The sequence below is a fragment of the Streptomyces sp. NPDC001750 genome, from assembly GCF_042892615.1.
Classification (GTDB): domain Bacteria; phylum Actinomycetota; class Actinomycetes; order Streptomycetales; family Streptomycetaceae; genus Streptomyces.
Window position 1 is genome coordinate 713,489 of sequence record NZ_JBIAUE010000001.1, and the last position, 12,914, is coordinate 726,402.

Annotated in this window: 12 protein-coding genes and 1 pseudogene; 7 read left to right on the forward strand and 6 right to left on the reverse strand. The window is 72.7% G+C overall.

Annotated elements, in window-relative coordinates; all coding sequences use genetic code 11:
• The first annotated feature begins 4 nt into the window (after nt 1-4).
• A complete protein-coding gene (locus ACFYY6_RS03185) occupies nt 5-811 on the forward strand; it encodes a TetR/AcrR family transcriptional regulator (protein WP_351519538.1) in 807 nt (268 codons plus the stop codon).
• A gap of 52 nt (nt 812-863) precedes the next feature.
• Here the strand turns inward: ACFYY6_RS03185 and ACFYY6_RS03190 are convergent, their stop codons facing one another.
• The gene (locus ACFYY6_RS03190) at nt 864-1,865 is read right to left on the reverse strand and encodes a WD40 repeat domain-containing protein (RefSeq protein ID WP_388650626.1); all 1,002 of its coding nucleotides are present in this window, start codon (nt 1,863-1,865) and stop codon (nt 864-866) included.
• 68 nt (nt 1,866-1,933) lie between these two features.
• Here ACFYY6_RS03190 and ACFYY6_RS03195 point away from each other — a divergent pair, with 68 nt between their 5' ends.
• The gene (locus ACFYY6_RS03195) at nt 1,934-2,620 is read left to right on the forward strand and encodes a GDSL-type esterase/lipase family protein (RefSeq protein WP_351519534.1); all 687 of its coding nucleotides are present in this window, start codon (nt 1,934-1,936) and stop codon (nt 2,618-2,620) included.
• 54 nt (nt 2,621-2,674) lie between these two features.
• Here the strand turns inward: ACFYY6_RS03195 and ACFYY6_RS03200 are convergent, their stop codons facing one another.
• Entirely contained in the window at nt 2,675-3,367 is a 693-nt protein-coding gene (locus tag ACFYY6_RS03200) for an XRE family transcriptional regulator (RefSeq protein WP_351519532.1), read from the reverse strand.
• Between the two features lie 100 nt (nt 3,368-3,467).
• A complete protein-coding gene (locus tag ACFYY6_RS03205; RefSeq protein WP_351627078.1) occupies nt 3,468-4,103 on the reverse strand; it encodes a TetR family transcriptional regulator in 636 nt (211 codons plus the stop codon).
• 604 nt (nt 4,104-4,707) lie between these two features.
• Between ACFYY6_RS03205 and ACFYY6_RS03210 the strand changes: the two genes are divergently transcribed.
• Nucleotides 4,708-5,460, forward strand: coding sequence for a class I SAM-dependent methyltransferase (locus tag ACFYY6_RS03210; protein WP_389191402.1), 753 nt, complete (start codon nt 4,708-4,710; stop codon nt 5,458-5,460).
• Between the two features lie 99 nt (nt 5,461-5,559).
• Nucleotides 5,560-5,712 carry a hypothetical protein gene (locus tag ACFYY6_RS03215; protein ID WP_351519526.1) on the forward strand — a complete coding sequence of 51 codons (153 nt, stop codon included), beginning with the start codon at nt 5,560-5,562 and terminating at the stop codon, nt 5,710-5,712.
• 54 nt (nt 5,713-5,766) lie between these two features.
• On the opposite strand, the gene ACFYY6_RS03220 is transcribed toward ACFYY6_RS03215, so the two are convergent.
• The 3 genes from ACFYY6_RS03220 to ACFYY6_RS03230 form a co-directional block, all read right to left on the reverse strand.
• A complete protein-coding gene (locus ACFYY6_RS03220; RefSeq protein WP_351519524.1) occupies nt 5,767-7,902 on the reverse strand; it encodes a serine/threonine-protein kinase in 2,136 nt (711 codons plus the stop codon).
• A 105-nt stretch (nt 7,903-8,007) separates the two neighbouring features.
• Nucleotides 8,008-8,145, reverse strand: a complete 138-nt coding sequence (locus ACFYY6_RS03225) for a hypothetical protein (RefSeq protein WP_386608333.1) — start codon at nt 8,143-8,145, stop codon at nt 8,008-8,010.
• A 100-nt stretch (nt 8,146-8,245) separates the two neighbouring features.
• Nucleotides 8,246-8,812, reverse strand: coding sequence for a hypothetical protein (locus tag ACFYY6_RS03230; protein WP_389191406.1), 567 nt, complete (start codon nt 8,810-8,812; stop codon nt 8,246-8,248).
• A 68-nt stretch (nt 8,813-8,880) separates the two neighbouring features.
• Between ACFYY6_RS03230 and pip the strand changes: the two genes are divergently transcribed.
• The 3 genes and pseudogenes from pip to ACFYY6_RS03245 form a co-directional block, all read left to right on the forward strand.
• Nucleotides 8,881-9,861 carry a prolyl aminopeptidase gene (gene pip, locus ACFYY6_RS03235; RefSeq protein WP_389191409.1) on the forward strand — a complete coding sequence of 327 codons (981 nt, stop codon included), beginning with the start codon at nt 8,881-8,883 and terminating at the stop codon, nt 9,859-9,861.
• Nucleotides 9,862-10,206: 345 nt separating this feature from the next.
• Entirely contained in the window at nt 10,207-12,492 is a 2,286-nt protein-coding gene (locus ACFYY6_RS03240) for an N-acetylmuramoyl-L-alanine amidase (protein WP_389191412.1), read from the forward strand.
• Nucleotides 12,493-12,720: 228 nt separating this feature from the next.
• Nucleotides 12,721-12,864: pseudogene (locus tag ACFYY6_RS03245) on the forward strand (aldo/keto reductase); the annotation flags it as partial.
• Nucleotides 12,865-12,914: the final 50 nt, after the last annotated feature.

Genomic DNA, 12,914 nt, shown 5'->3' on the forward strand with positions numbered 1-12,914 from the left:
AGCCATGGCTCAGAGGGATTCAGCGGGTGGGACGGACGGAACGACGGCCGGCAGCGGCGACATCGCACGCAGCCTGGAACTTCTCTGGGGCACCGGCGACCGACCCGCCCGCGGCCCCAGGCCTGCCCTCACCCTCGACCGGATCGTCACCGCCGCCGTGGAGATCGCCGACGCGGAGGGCCTGGCCGCCCTGTCGATGCGGCGGCTGGCCACCGATCTGGGCACGGGCACGATGTCGCTCTACCGCTACGTCCCCGGCAAGGCCGAACTGCTCGATCTGATGCTCGACCACGTCCTGGGCGAGCCATCGGCCGTCCCCGACGGCACGGCGGGGGACGAGCCCGCGGACTGGCGCGCCGCCCTCGGCGCCATGGCCCGCTCCTACCTGGAGCAACTGCGCCGCCACCCCTGGCTGCTCAAGGTCAATCAGGCACGCACGGTCCTCGGCCCCAACGCCGTGCGCGGTCTGGAGAGGGCCCTGGGCGGCATCAGGGGCATGGGGCTGTCCGACGCCGAGCTGATCTCCGTGATCATCACGGTCAACAGTTTCGTGGAGGGCATCGCCCGCGCCCGCCTCCACACCTCCGAGGTCTCCCGGGAGACCGGGCTGAGCGACGACGACTTCTGGGAGAACCAGCGCCCCTACCTGGAACGGGCCATGCTGAGCGGCGACTACCCGCTGATGGCGGCCCTCTCCGACGACGCGTTCGACCACGGGACCGACCACTTCGCGTTCGGCCTGCAACGGCTGATCGACGGTTTCGAGGTGCTCGTCGAACGACGGTCCGGGCAACGACGGTCCGGGGAGTGAGCCGGGCCGCCACCCGGACGGCCGGCTCGGGCCACGGCGCCGCTCCATGCGGTCAGCCCTGTCCGCGACGCCGCTTCATGAGGAAGAAGGCGGCCACGGCGACCAGCACTAGCACCCCGCTCAGGCTCATGCCCCCGGCGCCGCCGATGCCGTCCCCGGTGTCCCCGGCGGACGCCGACGAGTCCCCGCCCCGGGCCCCGTTCCCACCGCGGTCGGCGTCCTTCCCCAGGTCCACCCGCACCACGTCGCTGCGTTCCCCCTCCGAACCGAACATCAGCGCCGAGCCGTCCGCCGTGTACGTCACCGACTCGGCCTGCCGCTGGAACGGTGCCCGGACGGCGTGGTCGGCGCCGAGCCTGCCGCTTCGGAAGGCGTACGCGCGGGCGCTGAAGTACGAGCGCAGCACCAGTTCCCCGCCGTCCGGGGAGAACGCCCCGTCCGTCACCCACGGCACCTCGCCCACCCGCCGGAACACGTTGACGGAGCCGGTGGCGAGCCGGGCCGGACCCTCGTACAGCCCCCCGCCGTTCTCGTTCTTCGACGCGATGTAGACCCGTCCGGTCGTGGGGTGGACCATCAGCGCCTCCGCGTCGCGCGGGCCGTCCGCGTACTTCACGTCGAACTGGGTGGCGCGGACCGTGGTGTCCTTCAGCTCCTTCGGCTCCGGGAAGCGGTAGATCCAGACGTGGTCCCAGCTGCCGTTCAGGTTGTCGCCGATGTCCCCCACGTACAGGTTGCCGTCGGGTCCGAGCGAGACGGCCTCCACGTCGCGCGGCCGCCCGACGCCGCTCATGGTGATCGTCGCGACGGTCCTGCCGGTGCGGGAGTCGACGGCGTAGACGTACGGCCCGTCGTCGCTGTCGTTGTGCGTCCAGTAGACGCCCGGGTGGGCGCGGCTGGCGGCGAGACCGCTGGACTCGGTGATCCGGGGGTCCTCGATGGTGAAGCTCCGGTCGGCCCCGTCGCCGGACTCGGTGGCGGCCGCCCCGGCGGGGAGCGCCCCGGCGAACAGGAGCAGTGCGGCGGCTCCGGACACAGTCAGGTACGAACGCATGACACAAGTGTCCATCGTCACGCCGCCCCCGGACGGGCGATCGCCGCTGATCGACGATGATGACACCCATGCGTTTCACGTTTGTCGGCGATTCCATGACGATCGGGCGCGCCGGCGACTTCACCTGGCGCTACCGGATGTGGCAGCACCTCACGTCCGTCCTCGGCACCCCGTTTGCGATCGTCGGTCCGCGCGACGCGCTGTACGACACCGGGGCGGACGCCGCCGTCAGTCACGCGTACGCCGCGCCGGACTTCCCCGCCGGGGCGCGCGCCCATCTGGCCGGCTGGGGCGAGGGCTGGCTGCACATGGCCCCGGTGATCGCCGACACGGTCACCGCGCACCGCACGGACGTACTGCTGGTGTCGCTGGGCCTGATCGACCTCGGGTTCTACACCGACAGCGGCCAGACCGCCCTGAACGCACGGGAGTTCATCGCCGCGGCGCGCGCCGCGAACCCGCGCGTGAAGATGGTGCTGCTGCCCGTGATACCGAACGTACGGGCCGAGTCGGACGCCCCGTTCGCCGCCGAGTGCGACCGGTTCAACGAACTCCTGGCCAAGGCCGTGGCCGACCTCGACGACCCAATGTCCCCGATCCTGCTGGCCTCGCGCCCCACGGGGTACGACATCCACCGGGACACGTACGACGGAACGCATCCCGGCCCCACCGGCGAGCACAGGCTGGCGGCGGCGTTCGCCGACGCGATGCACCAGGCGTGGGGACTCGGCGGCCCCTACACGCCCCGGCCGTAGGCGACCGCCCGGCCGTCGAAGCCCCGCCCACCCGCCGGGTCCCCGCCCTTACCGTCAGCTCTCCGGCCGCCCCGCGGGCCGGGCCCTCACATGCATCCGTTCGCCCTGCGGACCGAACAGGCTGAGGAATTCGACCGGTTCGGGCCCGGCGCTGGCCCACGCGTGCGGGGTACGCGTGTCGAACTCGGCGACCTCACCGGCCGTCAGCACGAGATCGTGCTCGCCCAGCACCAGCCGCAGTCGTCCCGTCAGCACGTACACCCACTCGTATCCCTCGTGCACCCGCTGCTCCAGCGGCCCCGTCGCGCCGCGCCCGCCGGGGAGGATCTGCTTGTACGCGTGCAGCCCGCCGAGGTGCCGGGCCAGCGGCACGAAGGTCATGCCGTCCCGGGTGATGGGGCGGAAGCGGAGGCGGGGATCGCCGGTGGGCGGGGCGCCGACGAGTTCGTCGAGCGGGACCCCGTACGCCTTCGCCAACGGCAGCAGCAGTTCGAGGGTGGGTTTGCGGCCGCCGGACTCCAGCCGCGAGAGCGTGCTGACGGAGATGCCGGTGGTCTCGCTGATCTGGGCCAGGGTCGTGCCGCGCTCCTGGCGCAGGGCCCTCAGCCGGGGTCCGACGCCCGTCAGGACGGCCGAGATCTCGTCGTCCGTGCCCGCCTTGCGGTCGTCCGCCCGGCCGCCGTGCTCCTGATGGTTCCCGGTCCTGTGCCGCGCTCCGCGCGCCCGGTGTTCTCCGTCGTCCGCCATCCGCCCATTATTCGCCCGCCCGGTGACGGGTGACCGGCGGTCGGCGGGGCGGGCGGGCGGCCGGTCCGGCAGATGGGGCTGCCGGGGCAGGACAGCGGGGTCAGGACGGCAGGATCATGGTCAGCGAGAGCCTGGTCAGTTCGTCGGTCAGCCATTCGGCGTCGACCTGGCGGGGGCGGCGGCCGTGGTGGGCCATGAGTTCGTCCACCGCGTGGTTCAGCACCGTGACGGTCACGGCGTGGTCGCTCGGCACCGCTTCGCCCCGGCGCACGGCGCGCTCCGCCTCGGAGGTCAGGAACTCGATCCACATCGTCCGCCAGGTGGCGAGATGGTTGTCCACCTCCCGGCTGACCCCGAGCACCTCGACGAACGCCACCCGGGCCGCGCAGGGGTCCCCGGTGACCGCCTTCACATAGGCGTCGAACAGCAGCCGGACCCTCTCCCGTGTCGGGCAGTCCTCCATCCCCTCCGCCATGAGGGCGTTCTCGGCAGCGCGCAGTCCATGGGTCGCGACCTCGTCGTAGATCGCCATCAGGAGCACCTCGCGCGAGACGAACTCCTGCTGGAAGACGTGAACGGGCACCTTGGCCTGCTCGCACAGATCCTCGACGCTCGTGTGCGCGTACCCGTACGCGGCGAACAACTGGCGTCCGGCCCGCAGGAGTCGGTCCCGCGCGCCCTGTCCCTCCGTCTCCTGCCCGGCCGCCCCGCTCCGCTGGTTCGCCACGGCACCCATCATCGGTCCTCCTTCGTCGTCCGTACCGCTGCCCCCACACTCTTCCTGTTCCGCCCCGCCGGTGGGGTCTCCGCCACGCAGTGGGGCACGCGTGGGGCGGCACCTCATCAAGTCCGATCGCCCGACGAACCGTTGCCGCCACGGCGTCGGCCTCCCGGCCGCGAGGGTCCGCTCGTCCGCGCCGCGGCCCGCACCGCACCCGGTACGGGCGCCGCCGACACGCACTCACGACGGTGACTCTAACGACACTCTGAGTCACGCCGGAGTCCAATGGGCATATTCGGCGGGGGCGTGACGGCGCCCGGAGCGAGGGCTTCCGAAACCCGGGAGGTCGCCTCCGGCACGACGTCCGGACGCGGCACAAAGGGCCGGGGGGACACCGCCGGAAAAACACCGGCGGGCGGCGCCCGGACATGCCCTTCCACGCCTCTCCAGGCAAGCGACGACGCCCGAACCGACTGGCTTCGACCTGGGATTCGGCCCCTCCCGCCGGGGATCGCCGGAGGCCGGGCAGCGGCCTTCGCCGTCTTCTTCGGCGCTGGGTTCCCGCACCGGACGGTTCTACGATTCCCCCTTCCGGGCAGGAAAGGGGAGCGGAATCCGCATGGACCGGAACATTCGCACGACGGACGATGTCCTCGCGCTTCTTGACGACTTGGTCACGCCGGAGGCCGACCGGTGGACGGCCGACGCGGCGTCCTGGTGGGACGGCTTCTACACGGACCGGATGAAGCCGGTCCCGTTCTTCGTGGCGAAGCCCGACGAGAGCCTCGTCTCGTACACGGACCGCGGTCTGGTCCCCCCGGGCCGCGCCCTGGACCTGGGGTGCGGCCCGGGGCGCAACGCGCTGCACCTCGCGTCCCTGGGCTTCCGGGTCGACGCGGTGGACCTCTCCCCGGCGGCCCTCGCGTGGGCCGGGGAACGGGCCCGGGAGGCGGGGGCCGACATCCGGTTCCACCACGGTGACGCCTTCGCCCTCACGGCGGCCGAGGGGACCGGGCTCACCGGTCCGTACGACCTGATCCACGACTCCGGCTGCTTCCACCATCTGCCGCCGCACCGCCGGATCAGCTATCTCGCGCTCCTGGACCGCGTGCTGGCCCCGGGCGGGCATCTCGCGCTCACCTGCTTCGCGGCAGGTGAGCGGGGCATGGGGTCCGAACTTCCCGACGCCGCCTTCTACGACGGGGCGGGGCTGCGGGGCGGGCTGGCCTACACGCCCGAGTCGTTGCGCCGGATCTTCTCCGGCCTGACGGAGGTCGAGCTCCGCCGCATGAACGACGAACCGCCCGAGTCCCCGTCCTTCGGCGAGCCGTTCCTCTGGACGGCCCTGTTCCGCCGGGAGCCGACGGCCTGACGCCGCGTCCGCGGGCGGGGCGTGGGCCCACGGCGGATGTGCGGCCGGGCGAGCGGGGCGCCGTAGCGTGCGAGCAGGGGTGCTCGCACGGGCGGGGGCGTGAAGATGACGTCCGCGGCGCGTGCCACGACCTCCACATCGCTGCCGGGGGCCCACTCCGCCACGCGCGAGACCGCCGCGGCGACGGACCGCACGGTGCGCCTGGCCGTCGCCGCCCTCACGGGTCTCACCACCGATCCGCTCCCCCGATGAGCCGGGAGGCGGCTGGTCCCGCCGGTCCCGCGTCTCCGCCCGCCCCGCCGCCCGTCAGCGCTTCGGGCATTCCTCCAGGGACGGCCTGTTCGGCGCCGCCGCCCGGTCCCTCAGCGGATACAGATGCTTCTGGTAGAGCCGCTCCCACGTCCCGTCCGCCATGACCTTCGCGAGGGCGGAACACACCTCGCCCTTCAGCTCCTTCTCCTCGGGCTTCATCGCCACGCCGTAGCCCTCCGCTCCCCAACTGCTCGGGAGCTGCTTGAGACGGCCCGGGTCCTTCTTGACGAACCCGGCGACGATGACGTCGTCCGTGCTCACCGCGTAGACGTCCGACGCCGGATTCAGCAGGCGCTGCACGCACTCCTCGTATCCGTTCGGGCGCGAGGCCGTCATGTTGTACTTCTCCGCCGCGAGCCAGTCCACGTACGTCGATCCCCGGGCGGTGCACACCTCCAGGTCGTCGCGGATCAGATCGCTGGAGTCCTCGACCTTGTGCAGTTTCGACTTCCTGTTCACCAGGAAGCTCCGGTTCGCCACGTAGTACGGCCCGGCGAAGGCGACGCTGTACTCCGGCGGCTTCGCGTTCTTCCGCCCGTCGGTGATGCTGTACGTGGCGATGACCAGGTCCACCGTCCCGCTCTCCAGCAGGCTGCTCCGGTTCTCGGTGCTCACGGCTCTGAATTCGACGGCCTCGGGGGCGTAGCCCATGTCCCGCGCGATCGCGAGGGCCAGGTCGACCTCGTAGCCCCGGTACGTGCCGTTCGCCGTCCGCTCGCTGAGACCGGGCTGATCGGCCTTGACGCCGACCTTCAGGGTCCGGTGCGTGGTCCGGTACTGCTGCGCGGGCGCGCCCTTGCCCTCCCCGCCGCGCGCGTTCGTCTCCTCGCCCCGCCGGGAGAGGTCCACGGCGTACCAGCCGGCGCCGACCAGCAGGGCGGCGCACAGCACGGCGGCCAGGGCCCTGCGCCGGGTCCGTGCCCGGCCCGTGTCCGGTCCCTGGGCCGGGGCCGGGGCCCGGTCCGGGGTCCGGGGCCGGGCCGGGTCGGGCTCCTCCGGCGTCCGGGAACCCTCCGGGGACGGCCCCGGAGGCGGTGTCGGCGTCCCGTGCCGCGGGGGCGGCGGGGCCGGGTCCGGTGGAGAGACGGGGTCGGGGGACGGCGACGACGCGGTGTCCGGCCGGCGCACCGGGGAGGTGCCGGGCACGGACGTCCCCGGCGCCGGGGACTCGTGGACGACCGCCCGGAGCATCTTCTCCGCGTCCGCCGCGGAGAGCCGCTGCCGGGGGTCCTTGCGCAGCAGCTCCTCGACGACCGGGGTCAGTGGCCCGCCGTACGCCATGGGCGGTACCGGCGAGTCGCGCACCGCGATCAGGAACTCCACCAGGGACAGCCCGTCGAAGGGAGTCCTGCCCTCGACCATCTCGTACAGGGTGATGCCCAGGGCCCACAGGTCGGACGCGGGCGTCGCGGGCTGCGGCCGTCCCGACGCGTGGTCGAACAGCTCGGGTGCGAGGTACTTCACCGTCCCGACCAGCTCCCCCGACCGGGTGACCGGTACGGCCCCGTCGAAGGTCGCGATCCCGAAGTCGGCCAGGATCGCGAACTCGTCCGGTCGAAACAGGACGTTGTGCGGCTTGACGTCCCGGTGGACGACCCCCGCCTCGTGCACGGCCCGCAGCCCGCGCAGGATCTGCAGACCGATCCTGGCCGTCCGCCGTACCGTGAGCTGCTGTTCCGCGCGCAGCAGATCGGCCAGCGAGTGGGCGTTGAGCAGTTCCATCACGATCCAGACCTGGCTGTCCGTCTCGACCCGGTCGTGGACCGCGACCACGTTCTGGTGCTTGATCCGCGCGATGGCCTCCGCCTCGCGCCGCGCCCGCTGCAGGAACTGGGCCTGCTTGTCCGTCCCCACGGAGCCGCGGTCGAGCAGGCCCTTCACCGCGACGTTGCGGTTCAGGCGGGTGTCCAGGGCCTCCCAGACCTCGCCCATCCCGCCGTGCCCGAGTCTGCGGAGCAACTGGTAACGCGCGTCGATCACTTCGAGGGGCGCGGTCACCGTCTCCGGCGGTGGCTGGGTCTCCGGGCCGTCGTACGACCAGCCGTCGGCTCCGTCGCCGTGGCGCCTGTCGGATCCGTCGCCGTGGCGTCCGTCGCCCGTACCGCGATCCTCCGTACCGTCGCTGTGCATGCGACCCCCTGTGCGTTCCATGGATCAACCGCGCCTCAGATTAGACGCACCGTCATATCCCCGGCTCTCCTTCGTACTTGTCAATCGGTCATGTCGGCCCGGAGGTCAACGCACGGTCCAGATCCAGCCCAATGGGGTGAGCCCCAGACGCCGGGCGACGGACCGCGAGGCGTGGTTGTCCGAGGAGGTGCTGTAGAACAGCGTCTCCTTGTTGCGGCGTTCGCGCGCCGCCCAGGCGGCCACGACGGCGGGGGCGAGACGGCGGCCCCGGTGATCGGCGCGTCCCGTGCGGCGGCCCGGGACGGGGTCCGCGGCTCCGGCCGGGGGTGGCCGGCCCCGCCGGTCAGCGTTCGGCGAACCGCTCCCCGCACCTGCTGCAGAACACCGGCTCCGGGTCCGCCGAGAGTCGGCCGCACGCGGGGCAGACCAGGTCCAGCATGCAGGGCGCCTCGCCGCCCTCGTCCGCTGCCGGGCGCGCGGCGTACGGCCCGGCCGACTCCGCGACCGGCTCAGCACCCGGCTCCGCGACCGGGAACGGCGCCGAGGTCCCGGCCGGGGATGTGATCGTCAGTCCGGGGCGTCGGCGGTGGACGGTCAGATACGCCAGGCCGCCCAACCCGGCGACGAGCGCGCGGCGGGAGGTGCGGGGCAGCCAGAGGACGGTGGTCGGCGTCAGGTCCAGTTCCTCGCCCGCGACGACGGCCCGGCCGCCGCCCGCGACGACGACCAGGAGCACGTCCAGCACGTCCTCCTGATGCTCACCGACCTCCGCGCCCGCCGGGAGACGCACCAGATTGGCGTCCAGCTCCCGGCCCGGCTCGGCCAGTTGCCACAGCGCTCCGCGGTCGTCGGGCGCCGCGGCGGTCACCAGCTCGTCGAGTACGGCCAGTACCCGGGGTACGGAATTCACGGCGCTCAGGCTACGCCCCGCCCTACGATGTTCCCTTTGCCCGCCGGAGCCGAGGGAGCGACGACACCGTGGACCGCGAGCCCGATGAGAAGTACCCGCCGATCGAACCGTACGCGCACGGGATGCTCGATGTCGGCGAGGGCAACCACGTGTACTGGGAGGTGTGCGGCAACCCGGCCGGCAAACCCGCGGTCGTCGTGCACGGCGGCCCCGGTTCGGGGTGCACCGAGCAGGCCCGGCGGTGCTTCGACCCGGACCGGTATCGCGTCGTCCTCTTCGACCAGCGGGGCTGCGGCCGTTCCACCCCGCACGCGAGCGACCCCGCCACCGACATGCGGTACAACACGACCGACCGGCTGATCGCCGACATGGAGCGGCTGCGTCGGCACCTCGGGATCGACACCTGGCTGCTGTACGGCGGGTCGTGGGGTTCGACGCTGATCCTCGCGTACGCCGAGCAGCACCCGGAGCGGGTCTCCGAGATCGTGATCCCGGCGGTCACGACGACCCGGCGTTCCGAGATCGACTGGCTGTACCGGGGCGCCGGACAGATCTTCCCGGAGGCGTGGGACCGGTTCCGGGCCGGGGTGCCGGAGGTCGAGGGGAACGCCACGCCCGCCGTCCTCGCGGCCTACGCACGGCGCATGGAGAGCCCCGACCCCGGTGTACGGGAGCGGGCGACGGCCGACTGGTGTGCCTGGGAGGACGCGGTGGTCTCCCTGGAGCAGTACACCGGACCGCCCCCGTACAGCGGGCGCCCCGGCCGGGCGAGGCAGGCGCTGGTGCGGATCTGCTCGCACTACTTCTCCCACGGCGCCTGGCTGGAAGAGGGGGAGCTGATCCGGGAAGCGGGGCGGCTCGCGGGGATTCCGGGCGTGCTGGTGCACGGCCGTTTCGACCTGGGCGGACCGCTGATCACGGCATGGGAGTTGGCGAAGGCCTGGCCGGACGCCGAGCTCACCGTCATCGACGGGGCCGGACATCTGGGCGGTACGGCGACACGCCGCGCGGTGCTGGCGGCGCTGGACCGGTTCGCCGAGGCGAACTGACCGGCGCCGGACCGGTTCACCGGGCGGTGCCCACGACACGGCGGGCCCCGACCGTCGCGAGACCGGCGGCACGGGTCCTTCCGAAACCGGCTCACCGAACGGCATCGACCGCTCCGTACCGGTTTGCCGGGCGGTGAACGAAAGCGGAATTCATCGCATCCCGGGGCGTCACGGGCGGGGGCAGAGGTCCGGTCGTCGGAGCGGCATGGCAAGCTGTGTCCTCGCAGCACGCGCGCGACAGCACGCGACAGCACTCGTACCCCCCACTGGTCTCGTCATGAGCCAGTGCTGTCGCTGGACACACGCTGACGCGTTCATGTCCAACACCATCCCGTGGGGTACGACTTGAGATCGAAGAAGAGAATCTGGCTCACGGCCGCCCTGGCCACCACCGCCGTGGCAGGGGTCCTGGTCTTCGAGGGGGTCACGGGCGACTCCCCGGCGGACACCGACGCCAAGTCCGGGCCGGCCGGGCCGGATGTCCGCGCGACCGCGCTGAAGGTCGCCGACGACGGCACATCAGCCACCCTCGGCAAGCGGGACACCGCCCCCTTCAGCATGCTGGGCATCACCTGGACCGACCCGGCCGCGAAGGTCACCGGCGCCGTGGAGGTGCGGACCCGGTCCGCCGCCGACGGAACCTGGTCGTCCTGGCTGCCGCTCGGCACCGACGTGACCGGACGCGCGGAGACCGGCCGGGCCGGCGTGCGCGGGGGCACCGAGCCTCGCTGGGTCGGCCCGTCCAACGGTGTCGAGGCGCGGATCAACGCGGGCGGCAAGGTCTCCTCGAAGCTGCCCGCCGGACTGCGGCTGGACACCGTGGACCCGGGGCGGGGCACGCTGAACGCGGAGCCCGCCGCCTTCGCCGCCGACCTGCCCGGGGCGGAGGACCCCGCGGCCACCCCGACCACCGAACCGTCGGACCCGGTCACGCCCGAGCCGACCGCGCCCGACACCGGCACGGAGCCGTCCGGTGAGGCGACCCCGACCACGGATCCCACGCCCAGCGCCTCCGAACCGGCCGGTCAGACACCCACACCGACGGCGAGCACCAGCCCCTCGCCCTCCGCGAGTACGCCCCCGGCGCCGACGCTGCCGCCCGCCCCGCCGTCGACCGTGCCGAAGCCGCCGATCGTCTCGCGCGCCGGCTGGGGCGCCGACGAGTCGTTGAGCCCGGAGGCGCCCGAATACCTGAACGGCGTCAAGGCCGTCTTCGTCCACCACACCGCCGAGACGAACAACTACTCGTGCGCCGACTCCGCGGCCATCGTGCGCGGCCTGTACGCGTACCACGTCAAGGCCAACGGCTGGAAGGACCTCGGCTACAACTTCGTGGTCGACAAGTGCGGAACGGTCTTCGAGGGCCGCAAGGGCGGCGTCGACCGGCCGGTCTTCGGCGCGCACACCTACGGCTTCAACCGCGACACGGCCGGCATCGCCGTCATCGGCACCTACACGGATGCCGCCGCGCCCACCGCGGCCACCACCGCCGTGGCCCGGGTCGCCGCGTGGAAGCTCGGCCAGTACAAGGTCGACCCGGCGGGCACCACCACGCTCACGGCGGGGGCGACCGGCGGCAACTTCGCGGGCACCAAGTTCACCTCCGGCACGGCGTACACGTTCAACACCATCTCCGGTCACCGCGACGGCTTCAACACCCAGTGCCCCGGCACCAAGCTGTACGGGCAGCTGCCCGCGATCCGCTCCCTCGCCGCGGGCCCCGTCACCGGGCTGACCGTCAAGTCCGTGACCGGCGCCGGGCTCTCGGGCACGACGTACTACACCAAGTCCGCCGTCACCGTCGGCTGGTCGGCGTCGACCCCGAGCGTGTTCGTCTCCAAGTACGAGCTGCTGGTCGACGGCAAGTCCGTGGCCACCACCGCGGGCACCGCCACCTCCGCCAAGGCGACGCTCGCCGTCGGCACCCACAAGGTCCAGGTCCGCGCCACCCACCAGTCCGGCAAGGTCACCACGTCCGCCGCGGTCACCGTGGTCGCCGACCAGAGCGCGCCCTCCTTCGCCACCAAGCCGAACCTGGCGCTGCGCACCGGCACGGTGAACACCGCCGCCGTTCCGCTCACCCTGAAGTGGAAGGCCACGGACACCGCCGCGCTCAAGGAGGTCCGGCTCACCGCCCCGGTCGCCAAGACCTACGGGCCGACGACGACCAGCGCCTCGCACACCGCCAAGTCCGGCGCCGCCACCGCCTGGCCCATGACCGCGTACGACTGGGCGGGCAACACCGCCACCGCGTCGGTCTCCGGCACCCCGGTCATCCTCCAGGAGAGCTCGGGGCAGAAGACCGGGACGTGGACGACGAAGTCCTCGACCAGCTACCTCGGCGGCAAGTCGTACTCCAGCTCGTCCAAGGGCGCGTCCCTGAGCTGGACGTTCACCGGCCGCTCGGCCGCCCTGGTCGTCTCCAGGGCCGCCACCTCCGGCCAGGTGTACGTCTACGTGGACGGCGTGAAGACGTCCACGGTCGACCTGAAGTCCAGCAGCACCAAGTACCGCGACGCGCTGTGGACGAAGACCTGGTCCGGCAGTGCCAAGCACACCGTCAAGATCGTCGTCGTGGGCACGTCGGGCCGCCCGGCGATCACCACCGACGGGCTCGTCTACTTGAAGTAGCCGAACGGCCCCGATCCCGCACGGACCCGCGTCCCCTGCTCGCCGCCCCGGCACCCCGCCGGGGCGGCGAGCAGGCCGCGTCCCGGCCGCCCCTTCTTCGAGCGGACTCGAAGGCGTTGTCCCGGCATCCATGAAGTACCCACAGCCCGGACGCACCGGACTCGCGGTCGGCCGACTCGTCCTCGGCACGTCGGGCGCCGACGGCGAGGCCCGGCCCAACCACGACAAGGGCCGATCGGCGGCCCGCGCGACCGGGACCAGCTGGACTCGGCACTGCGGGCGCTGGAACTGGACCTTTCCGCGGAGGCAATGGCCTCGCCGGACGAGATCTTCCCAGGGCCGAGCCCGTCGCCGGAGGCGTTCGCCCGGTGACACCGGCCCAACAGGCCGTCCGGGTCTCTCCGACGGGCCGCCATTCCCGT

What these genes read in the sequence shown, in the direction of transcription:
- ACFYY6_RS03185 (WP_351519538.1), top strand. Translation starts at nt 5, where the DNA reads ATGGCTCAGAGGGATTCAGCGGGTGGGACGGACGGAACGACGGCCGGC.
- ACFYY6_RS03190 (WP_388650626.1), bottom strand. Translation starts at nt 1,865, where the DNA reads ATGCGTTCGTACCTGACTGTGTCCGGAGCCGCCGCACTGCTCCTGTTC.
- ACFYY6_RS03195 (WP_351519534.1), top strand. Translation starts at nt 1,934, where the DNA reads ATGCGTTTCACGTTTGTCGGCGATTCCATGACGATCGGGCGCGCCGGC.
- ACFYY6_RS03200 (WP_351519532.1), bottom strand. Translation starts at nt 3,367, where the DNA reads ATGGCGGACGACGGAGAACACCGGGCGCGCGGAGCGCGGCACAGGACC.
- ACFYY6_RS03205 (WP_351627078.1), bottom strand. Translation starts at nt 4,103, where the DNA reads ATGGGTGCCGTGGCGAACCAGCGGAGCGGGGCGGCCGGGCAGGAGACG.
- ACFYY6_RS03210 (WP_389191402.1), top strand. Translation starts at nt 4,708, where the DNA reads ATGGACCGGAACATTCGCACGACGGACGATGTCCTCGCGCTTCTTGAC.
- ACFYY6_RS03220 (WP_351519524.1), bottom strand. Translation starts at nt 7,902, where the DNA reads ATGCACAGCGACGGTACGGAGGATCGCGGTACGGGCGACGGACGCCAC.